Raw genomic sequence first — 21,577 nt, 5'->3', positions numbered from 1 at the left:
GGCCGGTGCCGGCCGTGGTTCAGGGGAGGACGGCCGGCACCACGAGGCGGTGCCCGGCCAGCATGCCCAGGAACGCGCGCGTGTCCGCGGCGACCACCTCGACGTCGACGCCGAAGGCCTCCGCGACGGCCCCGCACAGCGCTTCCTCCTCGACGGGCTTCGGCGGATCCGCGGCGAGGTCGTCCTCGGGTGTGCGTCCGTCGAGCAGCAGCTCCCAGACCGCGGACCCGGTGGGGCTCAGGACCTGGGGGTTCCCCTCGTCCAGGTCCATCACGGTCACCTGATGCTCGCCCGAACGCACCCACGCCGTCGTCGGCGCGACCCGCCAGGCGCGTGCGGCGGGAGCCTGGGCGAACGGCGGGTGCTCAGCGTCCGACACGGGGCACCGCCTTCCCTGCGGCCCAGCGGGTCAGCGCCGCGCCCCGCGACGCCTGCTCTCGCAGGACGTCGGCCGTGGTGGGCGGACGTCCGAGGCGCATCTGCAGGTGCGCGCGGTTGACGGGCACGGTGCGCACCAGGAGGTGGAGTCGCTCCCGCCACCCCCGCGCGGCGTGCCAGCGGGTGGCGAGCAGCCGGATGCCGGACTCGTCCCCGCGGACCGCGGACAGGAGCAGCGCCTCCCGCTCGTCCACGCCCGCGACGTCCGTCTCCCCGGTGGCGATCGACCACGCGGCCCCGGCCCCGAGGATCTGGGCCTGCACCCGCAGCTCCGCCCACTGGCCGGCGTCGAGGGTGTGGCGCAGGTGGTCCACGTCGAAGCGGCCGCGGCCGGCGTCGCGCGCCCCATGGACCAGCACGACCAGGCGTTGGTGCCGGAGGGACGGGACGGGAACGGCGTGCCCGGCGACCACCGTGGTGGTGCGCTCCCCCCACAGCGCCTCGAAGGCGTCCACCGGGGAGCGGCCGAGGCCGGGGAGGCGCCGGTGCACGTCCACGTAGCCGAGCTGGTCGTGCCAGAGGGTCGCCGCGTGCTCGAACACGGAGCCCTCCGCGAAGTCCGCGATACGACGCCACCCGTGGGAGGTGAGGGCATCCAGGGCGTGGGAGAGGTCGGCCGGGTGCACCAGCAGGTCCACGTCCGAGCTCGTCCGCCCGCCGGCGTAGACCCCCGGCCCCATCGCATAGCCCTTGATGTGGAGAGAGCGCACACCGGCCGCCGCCATGAGGTGGGTGATGCGGGCGTGCGCCAGCCGGACCCGGGTCTCCAGGGGGGCGGGCGCGGCGGTCATGCCCTCACTCTAGTCAGCCACCGCGGCCCCCAGGCGCGGGAGGAGCCGGGCCTCCGGGGTGGACAGCAGGGGTGAACAGCAGGGGTGAACAGCAGGCCAACAGGGGGTGACACCGCCGTGCCTGCGCCCAGGATCACGCGGAACGATACCGTTTCGTGACGAAGGAGGGAGGCCTGTCCCGTGTGACGACGACGACACAGCGCTATCATGGAGGGGGTTACCCACAGCCACACCGACTGTGACCCGCCCCGCCTGCACCCGTCGTCATCCCCGCGTCGGCCCCCTCGTCCCCTCGCTTTGGAGAATCGCATGCAGACCACTCCCAAGACCGTCAACCGCCGCACCGTGTCCGCCGGCATCGCGTGGTCCGTCCCCGCCGTCGCCGCCGTCGCCGCCGCCCCGTTCGCCGCCGCCTCCCCGACCGGCTGTGTCAACGTGACCTCGGGCACCGCCGAGAAGTTCCCGGGCGGTGGCCACCCCGATGGCATCAAGCAGGCCTACGGCTTCACCATCACCATCACCAACACGTCGCCCACCCCCGTGTACGTCAACCCGGGCACGGTGACCGTGGTGTTCGGCGGCCACACCACCCGGAATGGCGAGGCGCGTCTCTACACCGCCAGCCCGTGCAGGGGAGGCAAGCGACTGGCCGCCATGGACCCCGAGCTGCTCCTGCAGCCGGGCCAGTCCAAGACCTACTACTACGTGGTGAACAACACCGGCAACTCGGCCCAGGAGTCCGGCTGCGTCAAGGGCAAGCTGCAGCTGGCCCTGCCGAAGGGCGCCCCCGAGGGCGCGGATCTGTGCAACGGGGGCATCGTCGAGTTCAAGAACTGCTTCGAGACCACCCCGCCCACGGCGGGCTGCTGATCGTCGGAGCACCACCATGAAGGGCCCCGCCTCGTCAGAGGCGGGGCCCTTCTGCATCCCCGGGCCTGCGCCGTCGGTGCGACGACCTGGCCCTGCCGCCGGGCGCGATCAGCGTCGCGACGTGTCGCCCGCGGTCCCGGCCGCGGCGTCGGCGGCGTCCCGGGGCGCCTGGTAGTAGACGTCGTAGCTGCCGCCGTCCGCGCCGTAGCCCCCGCCGTAGTAGTCCGAGCCCACACCGGAGGCGGGCACGCCGTTGAGCACCACGCCCAGCATGCGGGCGTTGACCTTGGCCAGCATGTCCCGGGCCACCTCCACATGGTCCTTCCGGGTCTTGCCGTGGCGCACCACCAGCACGGTCCCGTCCACGACGGCCGCCAGCAGGGTGGAGTCCGTCACCGGCAGCACCGGGGGGGGCGTCGACGAGGACCAGATGGGTCTCGGCGAGCACGCGCAGCAACTCCTGCATGCGGTGCGATCCGAGCTGCTCGGACGGGTTCGGGGGCGTGCGGCCGGCCGGGAGGAGCAGGAGCCCGTCCCCGAGGTCCTGGACGGCGTCCTCCAGCAGGACGTCCCCGCTGAGGACCTCCGACAGGCCCACGCGTCCGTCGACGCCGAACTGGCTGGCCTGGCGGGGCCGCCGCAGGTCCGCGTCCACGAGGATCACGGGCTGGCCGGACACGGCGACGGCCTGCGCCAGGCCGGCGATGACGGTGGACTTGCCCTCGCCCGGGTTGGAGCTGGTCACCATCACGACGCGGGGCGGGTCGTCGACCGCGGCGAAGCGCAGGTTGGTCCTCAGCTGGCGCAGGGCCTCCGCCGCCCGCGGCGAGGGCACGCCGAGCGGGGCCGTGCGCTCCGCCTTCATGGTCCCGTCCTGCGGGATCGCGCCGAGCAGGCCGGCCCCGGAGGCCTCCGTGGCGTCGGTGGTGGTGCGCACGTTCACGTCGAGCACCCGCCGCAGGAACGCCACCGCCAGGGCGGCCAGGAGGCCGATCCCCGCCCCGATCAGAGCGTTGCGCAGGTGGTCCGGGCTGGACGGCCCAGCGGGCGGCAGGGCGTCCTCCATGGCGGTGACCTTGACATTGGAGGTGGGGTCGAGGCTGTTCGCCACCTCCGCCGTCGCCCCCAGCGCGGTGTTGGCCAGGTCGGCGGCCCGCTGCGGGTCCGGGGCCAGCGCCGTCACGGTGATGAGATTGGAATTCGGCACCACCTGGGCCGAGAGCGTGGACCCCGACACGTCGACGCCTGACTCGGCGACCTTCTCCCGCACCGTGCGGCTGTTGATGAGCGGCACGTAGGACTGCGCGCGGGTCAACGCCGTCTCCGTCCCGGAGATGCTGGCCTCGCCGGCCACGGTCACGAAGCCGGTGGACGTCGAGGTGTAGAGCGTCGGCTGGAGGAGGGAGTAGACCAAGCCGCCCAGGAGGCCCAGCACCACCCCTCCCAGGAGGACGAGGCGATTGGCTCGCAGGACGCGAAGGAAGTCGAGGATGTTCATGGAGGACCCGATCGGTTGGTGGCGTCTCCATGAACTCTATACAGCCTGTGGGCCGGGCTCGACCTGCCGCACCGGGGCTCCACTAGGCTGGTGGCGACGGCGCCGTCCCGCGCGTCGCCCCCGCGCTCCCGCATGAGGAAGGCCTCCGGATGCCCCCGCACCTCCCCTCCGGCCCCGCCCTCCAGGACCCGCGCTATCAGGCGGTCCTGGCTGAGCGCGGCCGCCGTGAGGCCGCCACCGCGCGGGGGGTGTCCGTCCTCACCGCCGAGGACGCCGCCGGCCCCCGCACCTCCCTCCGCGTGCCCGAGCTGCTCCTGGGGTTCCTCCTGGCCATGGAGGCGTACACCCTGCCCGCCGGCGGCGTGCCCGTCCCGCTCAACGAGGCCGCCATGATGGTGCTGCTGGGCCTCGCGCTCTGCCGGCGGGCGAAGCGGAGGGCGTCCGCGCTGGGCGTCGCAGCGCTGCTGGCCGTCCTCGTCGGCGTCTACCTCGCCGCCGTGTCCCTCGCGATGGGCGTCCCCGACGCCGTCTGGCTCCGCCGCCTGGTCCGCATGGCCGCCCTCACGGCCCTGGTGGGCTGCTTCGCCGCGCGCCGCGTCGACCTGCGGTCCGTGCTCACCGGCCTCCTCGCCGCGATGGCCGTGAACGTGCCCCTGTTCTACGCCGGGCTCGTGCCCGCGCCCTACCAGGGCTTCCTCACCGGCTTCCTCGCGGACAAGAACGTGGCGGGCCTCTACTACGCCGCCGTCCCCGTCCTGGCCCTGACCTTCGTCCGCCGCCCCGGCGTGCGCCTGCTGCTGCTCTCCGCCTCCGGCCTGTGCGTCTTCCTCACCGGATCCCGCACCTCGCTCGCCGGCTTCGCCTGCGCCCTCGTCTGGGTGGTCCTCACCCCCCGCATGGGGCCGGTCCTGCGGGTCGCCCTGCTGGCCCTCCTGGCGTGGGCGGTCGGCTTCGCGGAGGAGAACCTCGCGCGGGTCGGCGTCTACTCGGACCGCGAGGGCACGGACTGGTTCCGCAGCGTCATCCAGACGGCCACCGGCGTCAAGGTGGAGGCGACGCCGTGGACGGGCCAGGGGCTGGCGCAGTCGTTCGTCGAGCTCGACGCCGGCCGGTTCCTCTTCCACAACTCCTACGCGGCGCTCTACGTGGAGGGCGGGGTGGTGCTCACCGCCGCGATGCTCACCGCGTACGCCGTGTACGGGCTGCGCCTGGGCGCCACCCGCCTCCGGACGCCGTCGCGCGTGGCCGTGGAGGCCGCGGCCGTGGTGGTCCTGGTGACCGCCACCCAGCTCGGCGAGGTGTTCGTCTCCATCCCGTCCATGCTCATCCTGGCGGCCGGGGCGACCCTGGCGATCACGGAGGCCGACGCCCCGCTCGACGCCCAGGCCCGCGCCCGGCGCGAGGAGCGGACCCTCCGGCAGGCGGCGGCCCGCGGGCACTGAGGCCGGCCGCGCGGAGGCCGGCTCAGCGGGCGGGCTCCACGGCCCGCACCACCGCCGCCTCGACCGCCGCGAGGGCCGGCTCCAGTGCACGCGTCATCTCCGTGTAGCCCTCGGCGGGGCCGCGGAACGGGTCCGCGAGGTCGGCGGCGCGGCGTCCGGCCGGGAACAGGCCCCGTCGTCCCGCGTCCAGGCCCCTCCCCTCCCGACGCGCGGCCTCCAGGGCCGCGACCAGCGCCCGGCCGCCGCCGCCCGGGGCCACGGCGTCGGGGTCGGCCAGCAGGGCGCCGGCGTCGAGGAGGGTGGCGGAGCGGCGGAGCGCGGCCGGGGCCTCGCGCACGACGGCGTCGCGATGCGCCTCGGTGGCCGTCAGCACCAGGTCCTGCCCGGCCAGCACGCGCGCCGTCAGCCGGCGGGGGCGATGGGCCGCCAGCGCGGCGCGCACCCCCGCGTCGGGGGCCAGGGTGAGCAGCTCCTCTGGGACGGCCAGCGCCTGGTTGGGCCCGGTCCCGGCGCTGGAGACCTCCACGACGTCGGCGCCGAGCGCGGCGTCGAGGCGGGCCTGCAGCACGTGGTGGGCCCACGCGGAGCGGCAGATGTTGCCCGTGCACACGGTGAGGATCCGCAGGGGGCCGCCCGCGCCGTCGTCGGCCGGGGCATCCATCCCCGGGGCGGCCGCGAACGGGGACCGCAGGGCGGGGCGCTCGAACCAGCTCATGCCCCCGCCTCCCGTCCGAACGGGAACCACTGCTGCGGCACGCCCGTGAGGGGGCGGGCCAGGGGAGTGGCCAGCAGGGCGAGTCCCACGGCCCAGCTCACCGTCAGGGCTACCACGAACTTCATCAGGTTGTCCTCGATCCCCACGCGCATCGCCTCCATCAGCACCAGTCCATGCAGCAGCACCACCACGGTGCCCGTCCTCGTCAGCGCGGTGATCCCCGCGCGGATCGCCCGTCCGGTCCCGGTGTCGCGGGCGAAGGCCCGCAGCCGCCGCTCCACGAAGGCGCCGAACACGAGCACCATGCCGGCCGCCATCGCAATCCCCGTCAGGGGCGTCCAGGGGAACAGTCCGAAGCCGCCCCACTTGATGTTGTGCGGCGGCAGCCCCAGGGCCACGGCCCCGACCCCCGCCGCCACGAGCGCGACGCCGATCAGCGTGCGGTGGCGGCGGATCCGCGGCTGGACGCGCCGCCGGAACGCCTCCCCGGCGAGCACGTAGAACAGGCACGGGGCGGCGAGGCCGATCCCCAGCGGGGTCCGCGCGATCGCGGACTCCGGAACCAGCTCGGCCGCCGCGAGCCCCGCCAGGGCCACCGCCCACCCGGCCCAGGACGGCGCCCGCTCCAGGGCGCGGCGCAGCAGGGCCACGAAGAACAGCACCGAGATGAACCAGAACGCCCACCACGGCGGCGGCTGGTCCGCCCCGCCGTACCAGCCGGCGGAGACCAGGTCGGCCAGCGTGACGCCGTCGATCTGGCTCCGGCGGCTCCAGCTCAGCACCACAAGAGTCATCAGCACCGACCACAGCAGGTACGGGACCATCAGGGAGCGGAACCGGGAGAGGGCGTCCGCCGCCCATGGCCGGCCCCGGGTCCAGAAGTAGCCCGTGAGGAAGAAGAACAGCGGCATCCGCCAGATCTCCAGGTACGGGCTGAACGTCAGGTCGGCCAGGTAGGCGTGGCCCAGCACCACCGCGGAGATGGACACAAGACGAAGGGCGTCCACTCCCGTGTTGCGAGTGGACGCCCTTCGGCGAGCGGCGGAGGGCCGCGGTGCGCCTGCGCGGCGCGGGGCGCGGGACAGGCTCAGTGGTGCACGGCTCCGGTGCCGCGCGGGGCGTGGATCTCGGCCGGGCGGGCGGCATGGATGGCCACGGCGTCCACGGTGTCCCCGCGGCCGAGCAGCTGCTTGGGGATGAACATCGTCAGGAACGCGAGCGCCAGGGCGATCAGACCCGGGATCCACACGTGCGTGAAGTCCCAGAAGCCCATCGCATAGACCGCGGCCAGGAAGATCGCGTAGGTCACGAGCCAGGCGATCGCGGAGCCGCCGAAGCCGCCCTGGTTCGAGTGGTCGATGGCCTTGCCGTTGCGGATCACGTCAATCTCCTCTGTGCAGAAGCATCCGGCGGTGCGAGCCGGCGTCAGTCGTCACCCAGGATAGCAAGCGCGGAGCTCGCCCCGATGCGCGTGGCGCCGGCAGTGATCATGGCGAGCGCGTCCTCGCGGGAGCGCACGCCGCCGGAGGCCTTCACGCCGATCTCCGGGCCCACGGTGCGGCGCATCAGGGCGACGTCCTCGACCGTGGCCCCGCCCGTGGAGAAGCCCGTGGAGGTCTTCACGAAGTCCGCACCCGCGGCCACGGCGGCCTCGCAGGCCAGGACCTTGGCGGCGTCGTCGAGCAGGGCTGTCTCGATGATCACCTTGACCAGCGTGCCGGCCCGTCCGGCCGGGCCCGAGGCGTGGGCGGCCGCGACGACGGCGCGCACGTCCTCCTCGAGGCGGGCGCGATCCCCGGCGCGGGCCGCGGCGATGTCGATCACCATGTCCACCTCGTCCGCGCCGTCGGCGATCGCCTGGGTGGTCTCGAAGGCCTTGACGGCGGAGGAGGAGGCGCCCAGGGGGAAGCCGATCACCGTGCAGGTGAGGACGTCGGAGCCCTCCAGGCCCGCGCGGACCTCGCGCACCCAGCGCGGGTTCACGCACACGCTCTTCACACCGGCCTCGCGGGCCTCGGCGACGACGCGCAGGATGTCCTCGCGGGAGGCCTCGGGCTTGAGCAGGGTGTGGTCGATGTGCTTGGCCAGCTCGGCCGTGGTCAGCTGCGGGGTCTCGCTCATGCCGCCCAGCCTAGTGGCTGCCCGTCCGCCCCGGCGGGCCCCGTCGCCGTCAGCCGGCGACGAGCGCGGCGACCTCCTCCCTCAGCCGGTCCAGGCGGGCGGCGGCCGCGGTGGGGTCGGCGTCCTGCGTGCCGAGGTAGCACTTGAGCTTGGGCTCCGTGCCGGAGGGGCGCACGAGCACGCGGGTGCCGGCGTCCGTGGCGAACAGCAGGGCGTCGGTGGCGGGCAGGTCTGCGGAGCCGGCGGCGAGGTCCCGCTCCACGGTCACGGGGTCCCCGGCCAGGGCGGCGGGCGGCCGGGCGCGCAGCGCGGCCATGGTGTCCGCGATGATTCGCAGGTCCTGCACGCGCACCGACACCTGCCCCGAGGGCATGGACCCGGTGACGGCGTCGGCGTCGGCCCGGGCGTCGTCCAGGGTGCGGCCGGCGGCCTTCAGGGAGGCCGCGAGCTCCGCGGCCACGAGGGCGGCGGTCATGCCGTCCTTGTCCCGGACCATGTCCGGTGCCACGCAGTAGCCCAGCGCCTCCTCGTAGCCGTAGCCGAGGCGCGGGGCGCGGGAGATCCACTTGAAGCCGGTGAGCGTCACGTGGTGCTCGACGCCGGCCGCCGCGGCCAGGGCCGCCAGCTGCGGGGCGGATACCACCGAGTTGGCGGCCGAGCGGCCCTGTGCCGCGAGACGCGGCAGCAGGTGCGCGCCCAGCAGGGTGCCCACCGCGTCGCCGGAGAGCATGCGCCAGGAGGGGGCGGCGCCGTCGCCGGCGGGGACGGCCAGCGCGAGGCGGTCGGCGTCGGGATCGTTGGCGATCACCAGGTCCGCGCCGACCTCCGCGGCCAGGGCCAGCGCGAGGTCCATGGCCCCGGGCTCCTCCGGGTTGGGGAAGGCCACGGTGGGGAACGCGGGGTCCGGGGCGGCCTGCTCCGGGACCACGTGCACGTCCGCGAACCCGGCCTCCGCCAGGAGGTCCGGCAGCACCGCGCCGCCGACGCCGTGCAGTGGGGTGTAGACGATCCGCAGGTCGCGGCCGGGGTGGCCGCCGGGGTCCAGGACGCCCAGGGCCGCGGCGCGGTAGGCCTCGAGCAGGTCCTCGCCGGCCACCTCCCAGCCCTCGGCGGCCAGCGGGATGTCCGCCGTCCAGGCGTCGTGGTCGATCTGCGCGGCGATCTGGACGTCCGCGGGGGAGACGATCTGGGCGCCCCGCCCGGCCTCGTCCGTCATCCGCCCGCCCAGGTACACCTTGTACCCGTTGTCCGCGGGCGGGTTGTGGGAGGCGGTGACCATCACGCCGGCGTCCGCGTGGAGGTGGCGCACCGCGAACGCGAGCACGGGGGTGGGCAGCGCGCGGGGCAGCAGGACCACCTGCGCGCCGGCGGCGGTGAGCACCGCGGCGGTGTCCGCCGCGAAGTCCGCGGAGCCGCGCCGCGCGTCGTAGCCCACGGCCACGAGGGGCGCGGGCTGGTCCGGGCCCAGCTCGTTCCAGAGGTGGCGGCCCAGGCCGGCCGCCGTGCGGCGCACCACCAGGCGGTTCATCCGGGACTCGCCCGGACCCTCCTCGGCGCGCAGGCCGGCGGTGCCGAAGGCCAGCGGTCCGGAGAAGCGGGACGCCAGCGACGCGCGGGCCGCCTCCGCCGCCGGGTCGTCACCGTCCGCGGCGGCGAGCTCGTCCATGAGGACGGCGCGGTGCATCGGCTCGGGGTCCTCCACGGACCAGCGCTCGGCCAGCTCCCGGACGCGGGGGTCGAGGGCGCGCATCAGAGCCGCCCCACGATCTCGGCGAGGAGGCGGGAGATGCGCGGTCCGGCGGCCTGGCCGGCCTCGACGACCTCCTGGTGGGACAGCGGGGTCTCCTGGATCCCGGCGCCGTGGTTGGTCACGAGGGAGATGCCGAAGACCTCGAGGCCCGCGTGGCGGGCGGCGATCGCGTCCAGGGCGGTGGACATGCCCACGAGGTCGCCCCCGAGGGCCGTGGCCATGCGGACCTCCGCCGGCGTCTCGTACTGCGGCCCGGAGAACTGGACGTAGACGCCCTCGGTGAGGGTGGGGTCCACCTCCTGGGCGATGGCCCGGATGCGCGGCGAGTAGACGTCGGTGAGGTCCACGAACGTGGCCCCGACCAGGGGCGTGGCGCCGGTGAGGTTGATGTGGTCGGCGATCAGCACCGGGGTGCCCGGGGCGATCTCGGGGTCCAGACCGCCGCAGCCGTTGGTGAGGACCACGGTGGCCGCGCCCGCGGCGGCCGCGGTGCGCACGGTGTGCGCCACGGCCTGCGCGTCGCGGGACTCGTAGAAGTGGGTGCGGGAGCCGAACACCAGGGCGCGGGACCCGTCGGCCAGCTCCACCGAGCGGATCACGGCGTTGTGGCCGGGGACCTTCGGCGCGTGGAAGCCGGGCACGTCCGCCAGGTCGATGCGCGCACGCTCGACGCCGATCAGCTCCGCGGCCTCGCCCCAGCCGGAGCCCAGGACGACGGCGATCCGGTGCTCGGCGCAGCCGGTCGCCTCGGCGATCGCCTCAGCGGCGGCGCGGGCCTCGGCGAAGCCGGGGTGGTCGCCGGCCAGGCGCGCGAGGGAGGCGGGGGTGGGGGTGGGGGTGCTCTGCTCGCTCACGTGCCCATCCTAGGTCCGCGCACCGCGCGTCGCCGGGCTGGGAACCGCGCCCCCGCTCCGGCAAGATGGGTGAACGTGACCGAAGAGAACACGACCTTCCTCCCGTCCCTGACCATCATCGGCGGCGGCCCCGGCGGCTACGAGGCCGCCCTGGTGGCCGCCAAGCTCGGCGCCCGCGTCACCGTCGTGGAACGCGCGGGGATGGGCGGCTCGGCCGTCCTCACCGACGTCGTCCCCTCCAAGACGCTGATCGCCACGGCCGACTCCATGCGCCGGGTGATGGCCGCCTCGGGCCTGGGCGTGGACCTGGGCGAGGCGCAGCCGCACGCCGACATGCACGCGGTCGACCGCCGCATCCTCGAGCTCGCGGGCCAGCAGTCCTCCGACATCCACCGGGCGCTGGAGAAGCGCGGGGTGCGCGTGGTGATCGGGGACGCCGTGGTCACCGGCCCGCACGAGGTGACCGTGCGCCGGCGCGGGATCGAGGAGGGGGAGGAGCCCGAGGTGATCACCTCCGACGCGATCCTCGTGGCGGTGGGCGCCAGCCCCCGCGAGCTGCCCACCGCCCGCCCGGACAGCGAGCGCATCTTCAACTGGAAGCAGGTCTACGCGCTCCAGGACCTGCCGGAGCACCTGATCGTCGTGGGCTCGGGCGTCACGGGCGCCGAGTTCGCCTCGGCCTACAACCAGCTCGGCGCCGCGGTCACCCTGGTCTCCTCCCGCGACCGTGTGCTCCCCGGCGAGGATCCGGACGCCGCCGAGCTGCTGGAGGACGTGTTCGCCCAGAACGGCCTGGACGTGGCCGGCCGCTGCCGCGCCGAGTCCGTGGAGCGCACCGAGACCGGCGTGCGCGTGCACCTCTCCGGCGAGGGCGCCGACGGCCGCCCGTACATCGACGGATCCCACTGCCTGCTCGCCGTCGGCGGCGTCCCCAACACCGCCGGCCTCGGCCTCGAGGAGGTGGGCGTCGAGCTCACCGAGTCCGGCCACGTGAAGGTGGACGGCGTCTCCCGCACCACCGTGCCCTCGATCTACGCCGCCGGCGACTGCACCGGCCAGCTCGCCCTGGCCTCGGTGGCCGCCATGCAGGGGCGCATCGCCGTGGCCCACCTGCTGGGCGACGCCCTCAAGCCGCTGCGCCCGCACCTGCTGGCGTCGAACATCTTCACGTCCCCGGAGATCGCCACCGTGGGCGTCACCCAGGCCCAGGTGGACTCCGGCCAGTACCAGGCGGACGTGATCCGCCTGGACTTCGCCACCAACCCCCGCGCCAAGATGCAGGGCGTCTCCACGGGCTTCGTGAAGATCTTCGCCCGCCAGGGCTCCGGCACCGTGATCGGCGGCGTGGTGGTGGCCCCGCGCGCCTCCGACCTCATCTACTCGCTGGCGCTGGCCGTCACCCACAAGCTCCACGTGGACGACCTCGCGGACACCTTCACCGTGTACCCGTCCATGTCCGGGTCCATCGCCGAGGCGGCCCGTCGCCTGCACGTGCGGGTCTGATCCCGTCCCGGGCACGACGACGGCCGGCCACCCCGCGCGGGTGACCGGCCGTCGTCGTGGGCGGGGCCGAGCGGCGGCTCAGCGGGCCGCGGCGCGGCGCTCGCGGGCCGAGGTGACCTCGTGGAGGTCCGCGTGGCGGGTCTCGGGGGAGAGGGCCAGGGCGGCCATCGTGATCACCGAGGCGATGGCCAGGTACCAGCCCACGGTGGCCACGCCGAACTCCTTGACGAGCCAGCCGGCCAGGAACGGGGTCAGGGCGGCGCCGAGGATCGAGGACACGTTGTAGGCGATGCCCGAGCCGGTGTAGCGGGTGTTCGTGGGGAACAGCTCCGGCAGCACCGCGGACATGGGGCCGAAGGTCAGACCCATGAGCGCCATGCCGACCGCGAGGAACGCGAGCATGGACGGGACGTTCAGCGCGTCGCCCTGACCCATGGCGGCCGGGGAGAGCCAGGCGCCGAAGGACAGGCCGAAGACGACCATCAGGCCAGAGACGACCAGCAGGGTGGGCTTGCGGCCGAAGCGGTCCGCCAGCCAGCCGGAGACCGGCACGAAGGCTGCGAAGAACAGGATGCCGACCAGCTGCAGCACCAGGAAGTCCGCGTACTTCACGCCGAGCATGCCGTTCTGGGTCTTGCCGATGGCGTAGGAGAGGATCCAGGTGGTCATCAGGTAGAAGAGCACGTACGTCGCGTACATGACGAAGGTGCCGAGGATCAGCTCCCACCAGTTGCGCTTGAAGACCTCGCCCAGGGGGGCCTTGACGCGGGTGTCGTCCTCCAGGGCACGCTGGAAGACCGGGGTCTCCTCGAGCTTGACGCGGACGTAGAGGCCGACGGCCACCATCACGATCGACAGCAGGAAGGGCACGCGCCACACCCAGGTGAGGAAGGAGCCCTCCAGCTGGGGGTTGGTGGAGTCGTGGCCGAAGGCGCGCACCAGGATGAGGAAGAGGCCGTTGGCCAGCAGGAAGCCGATCGGCGCGCCGAGCTGCGGCCACATGGCGGCGCGGGCGCGCTTGCCGTGGTCGGCGTACTCGGTGGCCAGCAGGGCCGCACCGGACCACTCGCCGCCGAGGCCCAGGCCCTGGCAGAAGCGCAGGACCACGAGCATGGCGGGGGCCCAGAGGCCGATCTGGAAGGCCGTCGGCAGCAGGCCGATCAGGAAGGTGGCGATGCCCATGGTCAGCAGCGAGCCGATCAGGGTCACCTTGCGGCCCATGCGGTCGCCGAAGTGGCCGAACAGGATGGAGCCGATGGGGCGGGCGACGAAGGCGGTGCCGAACACGGCGAAGGAGGCCAGCAGCGCGGTCGTGGGGTCGTCCCCGGGGAAGAAGATCAGGGGGAATACGGACACGGCGGCCGTGGCGTAGACGTAGAAGTCGTAGAACTCGATCGAGGTGCCGACGAGGGACGCGAGGATCACGCGGGACTTCGGCACGTCCTCGACCGAGGGGGCCTCGGCCGAGCGGGCGGTGGTGTGGGACATGGCACTCCAGGGGGCGGCTGGTCACATGGGCCCGCACGAGGACCACGATGTGAGATGGAATGCCTGTGACGCTAGTCTCCCCCAGGGCGAGGGGCGGTGAATTCGCCACGAATGTCCATATGGTGGACGCGCGGCCGCCGCTGCCGAGCCGCTCCATAGACTGTGCCGTTGTGAGCCACAGTCGCCTTGCCCCCGAGTCTGAGCCCGAGCCCGAGCCCGAGCCCGAGCCCGCGACGCCGACGCGCGTCCCCGGCCTGCGTGAGCGCAACAAGGCCGCCCAGCGGGAGCGCATCCTCGCGGCCGTCCGCGAGCGCCTGGGCCGGCAGGGCTACCGGGCGATGACGACGGCGCAGATCGCGCAGGACGCCGGCGTCGCGGCCGGCACGGTGTTCACGTACGCGGCCACCAAGCCCGAGATGCTGATGATGGCCACCCACGACCGGTGGAAGGACTCGGTGCCGAGCGCCCTCGCCGGCAGCCTGCCGGAGGACCGCACGGAGGCCGTCCGGGCCCTGGTGGACCCGATCGTGGCCACCGCCGTGGCCGAGCCCGAGAACTCCGCGGCGATCGCCCGGGAGCTGCTCTTCGGGCAGCCGGGCGCGCACCACGACGCGGTGCTGGTCCTGGTCCGCCGGCTCGAGGAGGCCATCGCCCGGATCATCGCCGACGGCGACCCCGGGCCCCGCGAACGCACCGCCGCGGACCTCGTGGTCATGGGGGTCGTGCTCGAGCTCCACCGGGACCGGACCGAGGGCGGGCGCGTCGAGGGCCTCGAAGAGCGGATCGAGCGCGTCATCGGCCTCTTCATCGACTGAGCCCCACCGACTGGGCCGGAGACCCGGGGGTCATCGTCCCAGGTGGCGCGCCGCGCACGCGGCTCAGACCGGGGCCGGCCCGCTCACTCCGCGTCGGCGATCACCGCGATCACGGCGCCCGCCGTGAGCGCGTCCCCGGCGGCGACCTCGAGCCCCGAGACCACGCCGGCCCTGTGCGCGGTGAGCGGCTGCTCCATCTTCATGGCCTCCATGACGACGATCAGGTCGCCCTCGGCCACGCGGTCGCCGTTCTGGGCGGCCACCTTGACCACGGTGCCCTGCATCGGCGCGGTCAGGGAGTCCGTGCCGGGCGCGGCGGGGGCTGCCCCCGCGCGTCGTGCGCCCCGCGGGCGACGCCGGCCCGCACCCGCCCGGGCGGCGGCGCCCTGCAGCTGGTGCATGGCCTCGCCCCAGGTGGGCAGGGTGACGTCCACGCGCTTGCCGTTGACCTCGACGGTCACGGTGTGGCGCTCCGGGCGGTCGGGCGCAGCCGCGGGGGTGAGGGCCGTGGGCTCGATCTGGTGCGCGAACTCCGTCTCGATCCACCGCGTGTGCACGGCGAACGGCTCCTCCGAGCCCGCCAGCTCCGGCGCGAACGCCGGGTCGGCGACCACGGCGCGGTGGAAGGGCAGCACCGAGGGCATGCCCGCGATCTCCGCCTCCGCCAGGGCGCGGGCGGCCCGCTGCAGGGCCTGCCGGCGGTCGGCGCCGGTGACGATCAGCTTGCCCACCATGGAGTCGAACGCGCCGGAGACGGTCTCGCCCTCGGTGACGCCGGCGTCCACGCGCACGCCCGGGCCGGAGGGCATCCGGAAGCGGGTGAGGGTGCCGGGGGCGGGCAGGAAGTTCCGGCCCGGGTCCTCGCCGTTGAGGCGGAACTCGAACGAGTGGCCGCGCGCCTCGGGGTCGCCGTAGCCCAGGGCCTCGCCGCGGGCGATCCGGAACTGCTCGCGCACCAGGTCGATCCCGGTGACCTCCTCGGACACCGGGTGCTCGACCTGCAGGCGCGTGTTCACCTCGAGGAAGCTGAGCGTGCCGTCCTGGCCCACCAGGAACTCACACGTGCCGGCGCCCACGTAGCCGGCCTCCTTCAGGAGGGCCTTGGAGGACTCCACCAGGCGGGTGTTCTGCTCGTCCGTGAGGAACGGGGCCGGGGCCTCCTCCACGAGCTTCTGGTTGCGGCGCTGCAGGGAGCAGTCGCGGGTGGAGACCACCACCACGTTCCCGTGGGCGTCCGCCAGGCACTGGGTCTCCACGTGGCGGGGGCGGTCCAGGAACCGCTCCACGAAGCACTCTCCGCGGCCGAACGCGGCCACCGCCTCGCGGACGGCGGACTCGTAGAGCTCCGGGATCTCCTCGCGGGTGCGGGCCACCTTGATGCCGCGGCCGCCGCCGCCGTAGGCGGCCTTGACGGCCACGGGCAGGCCGAACTCGTCCGCGAAGGCCACGACCTCGTCCGTTCCGTTCACGGGGGAGGTGGTGCCGGGGGCCAGCGGTGCGCCCACCTTCGTGGCGATCCGACGGGCGGAGACCTTGTCCCCGAGGGCGTCGATGGCGTCGGCGGGCGGGCCGATCCACACGAGCCCCGCGGCCTCGACGGCGCGGGCGAACTCGGCGTTCTCGGAGAGGAAGCCGTATCCCGGGTGGACCGCGTCCGCGCCCGAGCGCTCGGCGGCGTCGAGCACCTTCTGGATCACCAGGTAGGAGTCGGCGGCGGTCTCCCCGCCCAGCGCGACGGCCTCGTCCGCCAGCTTCACGTGCAGGGCGTCCCGGTCCGGCTCGGCGTAGACGGCCACGGAGGTGAGGCCTTCGTCCTGGCAGGCGCGGATCACGCGGACGGCGATCTCGCCGCGGTTGGCGATCAGCACGCGGGAGAACGGGCGGCCGGGCGCCTCCGCGATGTCGGCGGAGGCCTGGGGCGCGCTGGCGTTGGTCATGGGTGCGGACGACTCCTCGGACGGGACGGGCGGCGGGCGCCGCTGTTCCCCAGCACCTTACTGCGGCGGTGGGGTCCCGCACAGGCCGCGGGCCGCCATCCCGCGGATCAGGCGTCGCAGTTGGAGGATCCCCACAACGCTGACAGGTCGACGCCCAATACCGAGCACTGTCGGCGCAGCGTGGACACGGAGAGCCCGATGACGGCGTTGGGGTCGCCCTCGACGGACTCCACGAGCGCCGCGCCGGCGCCGTCGATCGTGAACCCGCCCGCGCACTGGAGCGGTTCGCCGGTGGCGACGTAGGCGCGGATCGTCGCCTCGTCCACGTCCGTGAACGCCACCCCGGCGCTCACCGTGGCGCCGCTGGCGGGGGCGCCGGCGGCGTCAGTCCCCGGGGTCAGCAGGATCACGTGCTGTCCCGTGTGGAGGGTCCCGGACCGGCCGGACTGCGCGCGCCAGCGGGCGATCGCCGTCTCCGGCTCCCACGGCTTGCCCAGGGCCTGCCCGTCCAGCTCGAACACCGAGTCGCAGCCGAGGACCAGCGTGGGCCGGTCCACGCCCTCGGCCGCGACGACGCCGGCCACCGCCTCCGCCTTGGCCTCCGCCAGGAGGCGGGCCAGTTCGGCGGGGGTCGCCCCCGGGGAGGCCGCCCCCACGGCCTCCTCGTCCACCCGGGAGACCACCGTGCGGAACGGCAGCAGCGCCCGTCGGAGGATCTGCGCGCGGCCCGGGGAGGCCGAGCCCAGGACGAGGGCGGCGGGGGCCCCGCCGCCGTGGGGGAGGGTGCTCACGCGAGGGCCTCGCGGAGGGTGTCCAGCCCCATGCCGCCCACGCGCAGCGCGCGGGTGTGGAAGGCCTTGAGGTCGAAGTCCGCGCCCTCGCGCGCCTCGTGCTCGGCGCGGATCTGCTCCCAGATGCGCTGGCCGACCTTGTAGGCGGGCGCCTGGCCCGGCCAGCCGAGGTAGCGGGTGAACTCGAAGCGGCGCTGGCCCTCGGAGATCCGCAGGTGCTTCTCCAAGAAGGCGTAGCCCTTCTCCGGGGTCCACTCGCCGCCGCCCTCGGAGGCGGGCATCTCGAAGCCGCAGTGGTAGCCGATGTCGAACACCACGCGGGCCGCGCGCATGCGCTGCATGTCCAGCATGCCCAGGTGGTCCCCGGCGTCGTCGAGGAAGCCGAACTCCTCCATGAGCTTCTCCGCGTACAGGGCCCAGCCCTCGCCGTGGCCGGAGGTCCACGCGAAGTTGCGGCGCCACAGGTTGAGGGTCCCGCGGTTCATCATGGCGGTGGCGATCTGCAGGTGATGGCCGGGCACGCCCTCGTGGTACACCGTGGTGGTCTCGGCCCACGTGGTGAACTCCTCCTCCCCGGCCGGCACGGACCACCACATGCGTCCGGGGCGGGAGAAGTCGTCCGAGGGGCCGGTGTAGTAGATGCCGCCCTCCTGGGTGGGGGCGATCATGCACTCGAGGCGGTCCATGGGCGCCGGGATCTCGAAGTGGGCCTTCATGGCCTCCACGGCCTCGTCGGAGAGGCGCTGCATCCACTCCTGAAGCGCCTTCGTGCCCGTGAGCGTCCGGGCGGGGTCGGCGTCGAGGATCGCGCGGGCCTCCTCGATCGTGGCGCCGGGCTTGATGCGCTCCGCGTCCGCCTCCTGCGCGGCGATGATGCGGTCGAGCTCCTCCTGGCCCCAGCGGTAGGTCTCCTCCAGGTCGATCTCCGCGCCGAGGAATACGCGCGAGGCCAGGCGGTAGTGCTCGATGCCGACGGCGTCCGCCTCGGGGGCGTGCGGGCGCAGCTCGGCCTCGAGCGTGTCGGCGAACTCGGCGTAGGCGGCTGCGGCGCCTGCGGCGCCCGTGCGGATGCGCTCGGCGAGGGCGGCGTCGACGACGTCGGCGGCCTCGGCGCGCTCGACGAGGCCGGGGAAGAACCCGCCCTCGGCGCCGTGGGCGCGGGCCTGCTCCACGACGATCTCCACCTGGCGCACCGCGGCCACGTGGCCGGCGTCGCGGGAGGCCAGCAGGGACTCCGCGTAGCCGCGCAGGGCGGCCGGGAGGTTCTCCAGGCGGCCCGCGATGTGGCCCCATTGCTCGGCGGTGTCCGTGGGCATGAGGTCGAAGATCGCGCGGATGCCCTGCGCCTCGGAGGCGATGTTGTTCAGCTCGGTGCGGCCCGTGGCGTGGATCTCGCGCTCCAGGCCGAGGCGCTCCCGCATCGCGGCCACGGTCACCCGGTCCACGTCGTCCGCGGGCTCCAGGCCGGCCAGCTCCTCGAGCGTGGTCCGGTTGAGCTCGTCGAGGGCGGCGGCGCCGGCGGGGGAGAGGTCCGGGTACTCGGTCTCGTGGCCGGGCATCCCCAGGGAGGTGGCTTCGTCCGGGCGCAGGGCCAGGTAGGCGGCCACGTGGCGCTCGGCCAGCGCGTCGACGGCGGAGGGGGTGCGGGCGCCCTCGGGCGCCGATGTGGTCTGCGTCATGCCTCGATGGTACGGGCCGGTGCCCCCACCGGTCAGCCGCGGCTCAGCGGACGCTCAGCGGCGCCCCGCCGCGCGCCGCCACTGGTCCTCGCCGGGGCGGGCCCACAGGCCCAGGTCACCGCGGCGCACCAGGCTCCGGTCCGGGCGGCGCAGGCGGCCGGACCGGCCGGCCTGCGGCACGGCGGCGCCGCCCTGGGCGCGCATCTGCGCCAGCACGGCGGTGAGCGCGGCCATCTCCTCCGGCTCCAGGGAGGAGCCGGTCAGGCGCATGGGCTCCGGGTCCTGGACCTCGCGGTCCGCGGCGTCGTCGGGGAGGGCGGCGCTCACAGCGGCATGTTCCCGTGCTTCTTGGCGGGCCGGGCCTCGCGCTTGTGGAACGTGGCGCGCAGGGCCCGCACCAGGTGGGCGCGGGTCTGGCGCGGGGGCACCACGGCGTCGACGTAGCCCAGGTCCGCGGCCTGGTACGGGTTGAGGAGTTCCGCCTCGTAGTCCGCCACGATCTGCGCGCGGCGGGCCTCGACGTCCTCGCCCGCGGCCTCCGCCGCGGCCAGCTCGCGCCGGTAGAGGATGTTCACGGCGCCCTGGGGGCCCATCACGCCGATCTGGGCGCTGGGCCAGGCCAGGTTCAGGTCCGCGCCGAGCTTCTTGGAGCCCATCACGATGTACGCGCCGCCGAACGCCTTGCGGGTGATCACCGTCAGCTTCGGCACGGTGGCCTCCGCGTACGCGTAGATCAGCTTGGCGCCGCGACGGATGATGCCGTTGAACTCCTGGTCCGTGCCGGGCAGGAAGCCGGGCACGTCCACGAGGGTGATGATCGGGATGTTGAAGGCGTCGCAGAAGCGCACGAACCGGGAGGCCTTCTCGGACGCCGCGATGTCCAGGGTGCCCGCCAGCTGCTGCGGCTGGTTGGCGACGACGCCCACGCTCATCCCGTCCAGGCGCGCCAGGCCGGTGATCACGTTGGGGGCGTACATCTCCTGCAGCTGGAGGAGGTGGCCGTCGTCGACGAGCGCGGCGATGACCTCGAGCATGTCGTAGGGCTGGTTGGCCGAGTCCGGGACGATCGTGTCCAGGGCCAGGTCCTGCTCGGTCTCCTCGAGGGACTCCGCCTCGAACACCGGCGCCTCCGCCAGGTTGTTCGAGGGCAGGTACTCCAGCAGGTCCTGGACGTAGGCGATCGCGTCCTCCTCGGAGGTCGCCATGTAGTGCGCCGTGCCGGTGGTGGAGTTGTGCGAGCGCGCCCCGCCCAGGGTCTCCATATCCACGTCCTCGCCCGTGACCGTCTTGATGACGTCCGGGCCGGTGATGAACATGTGGGAGGTCTGGTCCACCATCACGACGACGTCGGTCAGCGCCGGCGAGTACGCCGCGCCGCCCGCGGACGGGCCCATGATCAGGGAGATCTGGGGGATCATCCCGGAGGCCATGACGTTGTTCCGGAAGATGTCGGCGAACTGGGCCAGGGAGGCCACGCCCTCCTGGATGCGGGCGCCGCCGCCGTCGAGGATGCCGATCACGGGGCAGCCGTTGCGCGCGGCGAACTCCTGCACCTTCACGATCTTCTGGCCGTTGCGCTCCGAGAGCGAGCCGCCGAACACGGTGAAGTCCTGCGAGTACACGGCCACCTGGCGCCCGTCCACGGTGCCGAAGCCGGAGACGACGCCGTCGCCCGCCGGGTGCTTCGCGTCCATGCCGAACGCGGTGGTGCGGTGGGTGGCCAGGGCGTCGAGCTCCACGAACGAGCCCTCGTCCAGCAGCAGGTCGATCCGCTCGCGCGCCGTGTGCTTGCCGCGGGAGTGCTGACGCTCGACGGCGGCCTCCCCGCCCGGGGCCGCCGTGGCCTCGAGGCGGCGGTGCAGGTCGGCGAGCCTGCCGGCGGTGGTGCTCAACTCGGGTGCGCTCACGCGGGACTCCTGGCGTTGTCGAGGGGCTTGTCCGGTGTGGCCGGAGCCACGCGCGACAGTGTACGCGCGGCCCTCCGCCCGCACCCGGGCGGCGTGGCCCGTCCGGCGCATGGGCTATACCTGGGGCATGGGCACCCTCCTCTGGCTCGATGCCGCCGACTCCACCCAGGACGAGCTCCTGCGCCGCCTCGCCGCCGCCGACGGCGCCGCCCGCCCCGGCCACGGGGACGGCGTGGGCACCGCAGACCAGCGCGCGGGCCGCGGCCGCCACGGTCGCGCCTGGCAGGCGCCGCCCGGCGCGGCCCTCGCGCTGTCCGTGCACCTGCGCCCGACCGGCCCGTCCGGCCCGCTGGCCCCCGCGCACCTGAGCTGGCTCTCCCTCGTGGCGTCCGCGGCCGTGGCCCGTCGCCTGGTCGGGCTGGGCGTGCCCGCGCACCTGAAGTGGCCCAACGACGTCCTGGACGCCGAGGGGCGCAAACTCTGCGGCGTCCTCGCCACCCTCGCCCCGGCACCCGTCTTCCCGGGCGCGGACGCGGGGGAGACGCCCGGCGTCGTCGTCGGGATGGGTGTGAACGTCGACCTCTCCTCCGGGCGTCCGGTGCCGACCGCCGCCGCCCTCACGGACCACCTGCCCGGCGCGGAGGTCCCGGCCCCCCGCGACCTCGCCCAGGCGCTCCTGCGGGACGTGGCCGCCGCCGCGGACCGGCTGGCCCGCGACCTGGACGGCGTCGTCGAGCCCGTGGACGGGACGCACCCGGCGCTCGCGGAGGTGGCGGCCGTGCTGAGCACCCCCGGGCGGCGGATCCGCGCGGAGCTGCCCGGCGGGGAGGTCCTCGAGGGCGTCGCCACCGGGCTGGGGGCGGGCGGGGTGCTGGCCGTGAGGGTCGTCACGGGGGAGCGTGAGACAATCACCCGTGAGATCAGTGCCGGCGACGTGGTCCACCTGCGGGGAGACGTGCGCCGCGGAGGCTGAGCGCC

The 21,577-nt window shown here is 74.4% G+C and carries 20 protein-coding genes; 5 read left to right on the top strand and 15 right to left on the bottom strand.

All coding sequences use genetic code 11. The features are described 5' to 3' along the window. Nucleotides 1–19: 19 nt before the first annotated feature. Together KW076_RS11525 and KW076_RS11520 are read right to left on the bottom strand one after the other, a co-directional pair. Nucleotides 20–379 carry a PqqD family protein gene (locus KW076_RS11525; RefSeq protein ID WP_224355449.1) on the bottom strand — a complete coding sequence of 120 codons (360 nt, stop codon included), beginning with the start codon at nt 377–379 and terminating at the stop codon, nt 20–22. Next, entirely contained in the window at nt 366–1,229 is an 864-nt protein-coding gene (locus KW076_RS11520) for a nucleotidyltransferase family protein (protein ID WP_224355448.1), read from the bottom strand. The genes KW076_RS11525 and KW076_RS11520 overlap by 14 nt, the downstream gene beginning before the upstream one ends. A gap of 309 nt (nt 1,230–1,538) precedes the next feature. Between KW076_RS11520 and KW076_RS11515 the strand changes: the two genes are divergently transcribed. Further along, nucleotides 1,539–2,099 carry a hypothetical protein gene (locus tag KW076_RS11515; protein ID WP_224355447.1) on the top strand — a complete coding sequence of 187 codons (561 nt, stop codon included), beginning with the start codon at nt 1,539–1,541 and terminating at the stop codon, nt 2,097–2,099. Between the two features lie 34 nt (nt 2,100–2,133). On the opposite strand, the gene KW076_RS11510 is transcribed toward KW076_RS11515, so the two are convergent. Next, nucleotides 2,134–3,597 carry a polysaccharide biosynthesis tyrosine autokinase gene (locus KW076_RS11510; protein WP_224355446.1) on the bottom strand — a complete coding sequence of 488 codons (1,464 nt, stop codon included), beginning with the start codon at nt 3,595–3,597 and terminating at the stop codon, nt 2,134–2,136. Between the two features lie 149 nt (nt 3,598–3,746). On the opposite strand from KW076_RS11510, the gene KW076_RS11505 reads away from it, so the two are divergent. Continuing rightward, entirely contained in the window at nt 3,747–5,039 is a 1,293-nt protein-coding gene (locus KW076_RS11505; protein ID WP_224355445.1) for a hypothetical protein, read from the top strand. 22 nt (nt 5,040–5,061) lie between these two features. On the opposite strand, the gene KW076_RS11500 is transcribed toward KW076_RS11505, so the two are convergent. The 6 genes from KW076_RS11500 to KW076_RS11475 all read right to left on the bottom strand — a co-directional run bounded on the left by KW076_RS11500 (nt 5,062) and on the right by KW076_RS11475 (nt 10,431). Then, the gene (locus KW076_RS11500) at nt 5,062–5,754 is read right to left on the bottom strand and encodes an arsenate reductase/protein-tyrosine-phosphatase family protein (RefSeq protein ID WP_224355444.1); all 693 of its coding nucleotides are present in this window, start codon (nt 5,752–5,754) and stop codon (nt 5,062–5,064) included. After that, nucleotides 5,751–6,743, bottom strand: a complete 993-nt coding sequence (locus tag KW076_RS11495) for an acyltransferase family protein (protein WP_434084334.1) — start codon at nt 6,741–6,743, stop codon at nt 5,751–5,753. Before KW076_RS11495 ends, KW076_RS11500 begins: the two co-directional genes overlap by 4 nt. A gap of 98 nt (nt 6,744–6,841) precedes the next feature. Beyond that, on the bottom strand, nt 6,842–7,135 hold the full coding sequence (locus KW076_RS11490) for a hypothetical protein (RefSeq protein WP_224355442.1): 294 nt from the start codon (nt 7,133–7,135) through the stop codon (nt 6,842–6,844). A gap of 44 nt (nt 7,136–7,179) precedes the next feature. After that, nucleotides 7,180–7,875, bottom strand: a complete 696-nt coding sequence (deoC, locus tag KW076_RS11485; protein ID WP_224355441.1) for a deoxyribose-phosphate aldolase — start codon at nt 7,873–7,875, stop codon at nt 7,180–7,182. A gap of 49 nt (nt 7,876–7,924) precedes the next feature. Next, complete coding sequence (locus KW076_RS11480; RefSeq protein WP_224355440.1) at nt 7,925–9,625, bottom strand: phospho-sugar mutase; 1,701 nt, start codon at nt 9,623–9,625, stop codon at nt 7,925–7,927. Next, nucleotides 9,625–10,431 carry a purine-nucleoside phosphorylase gene (locus KW076_RS11475; protein WP_224356848.1) on the bottom strand — a complete coding sequence of 269 codons (807 nt, stop codon included), beginning with the start codon at nt 10,429–10,431 and terminating at the stop codon, nt 9,625–9,627. The genes KW076_RS11480 and KW076_RS11475 overlap by 1 nt, the downstream gene beginning before the upstream one ends. 123 nt (nt 10,432–10,554) lie before the next feature. On the opposite strand from KW076_RS11475, the gene KW076_RS11470 reads away from it, so the two are divergent. Further along, the gene (locus KW076_RS11470) at nt 10,555–11,982 is read left to right on the top strand and encodes an NAD(P)H-quinone dehydrogenase (protein WP_224355439.1); all 1,428 of its coding nucleotides are present in this window, start codon (nt 10,555–10,557) and stop codon (nt 11,980–11,982) included. Nucleotides 11,983–12,060: 78 nt separating this feature from the next. Here the strand turns inward: KW076_RS11470 and KW076_RS11465 are convergent, their stop codons facing one another. Continuing rightward, a complete protein-coding gene (locus KW076_RS11465; protein ID WP_224355438.1) occupies nt 12,061–13,470 on the bottom strand; it encodes an MFS transporter in 1,410 nt (469 codons plus the stop codon). Between the two features lie 170 nt (nt 13,471–13,640). Between KW076_RS11465 and KW076_RS11460 the strand changes: the two genes are divergently transcribed. Then, nucleotides 13,641–14,285, top strand: coding sequence for a TetR/AcrR family transcriptional regulator (locus KW076_RS11460; protein ID WP_224355437.1), 645 nt, complete (start codon nt 13,641–13,643; stop codon nt 14,283–14,285). Nucleotides 14,286–14,368: 83 nt separating this feature from the next. On the opposite strand, the gene KW076_RS11455 is transcribed toward KW076_RS11460, so the two are convergent. From KW076_RS11455 to KW076_RS11435, 5 genes are all read right to left on the bottom strand, one after another. Further along, nucleotides 14,369–16,222 (bottom strand): acetyl/propionyl/methylcrotonyl-CoA carboxylase subunit alpha, encoded by a 1,854-nt coding sequence (locus KW076_RS11455; protein WP_224355436.1) that lies wholly within the window; start codon nt 16,220–16,222, stop codon nt 14,369–14,371. Between the two features lie 107 nt (nt 16,223–16,329). Beyond that, a complete protein-coding gene (locus KW076_RS11450; RefSeq protein ID WP_224355435.1) occupies nt 16,330–17,013 on the bottom strand; it encodes a Maf family protein in 684 nt (227 codons plus the stop codon). Beyond that, complete coding sequence (locus tag KW076_RS11445; protein ID WP_224355434.1) at nt 17,010–18,692, bottom strand: DUF885 domain-containing protein; 1,683 nt, start codon at nt 18,690–18,692, stop codon at nt 17,010–17,012. The genes KW076_RS11450 and KW076_RS11445 overlap by 4 nt, the downstream gene beginning before the upstream one ends. Before the next feature lie 54 nt (nt 18,693–18,746). Continuing rightward, nucleotides 18,747–19,019: a hypothetical protein gene (locus tag KW076_RS11440; RefSeq protein WP_224355433.1), complete on the bottom strand. Its 273-nt coding sequence runs from the start codon at nt 19,017–19,019 to the stop codon at nt 18,747–18,749. After that, nucleotides 19,016–20,599: an acyl-CoA carboxylase subunit beta gene (locus KW076_RS11435; RefSeq protein ID WP_224355432.1), complete on the bottom strand. Its 1,584-nt coding sequence runs from the start codon at nt 20,597–20,599 to the stop codon at nt 19,016–19,018. Before KW076_RS11435 ends, KW076_RS11440 begins: the two co-directional genes overlap by 4 nt. Nucleotides 20,600–20,726: 127 nt before the next feature. On the opposite strand from KW076_RS11435, the gene KW076_RS11430 reads away from it, so the two are divergent. Beyond that, nucleotides 20,727–21,572, top strand: a complete 846-nt coding sequence (locus KW076_RS11430; RefSeq protein ID WP_224355431.1) for a biotin--[acetyl-CoA-carboxylase] ligase — start codon at nt 20,727–20,729, stop codon at nt 21,570–21,572. The last annotated feature ends 5 nt before the right edge of the window (nt 21,573–21,577 follow it).

Source organism: Micrococcus porci (assembly GCF_020097155.1).
Classification (GTDB): Bacteria; Actinomycetota; Actinomycetes; order Actinomycetales; family Micrococcaceae; genus Micrococcus; species Micrococcus porci.
This window is presented reverse-complemented; position numbering and strand designations above follow the sequence as displayed.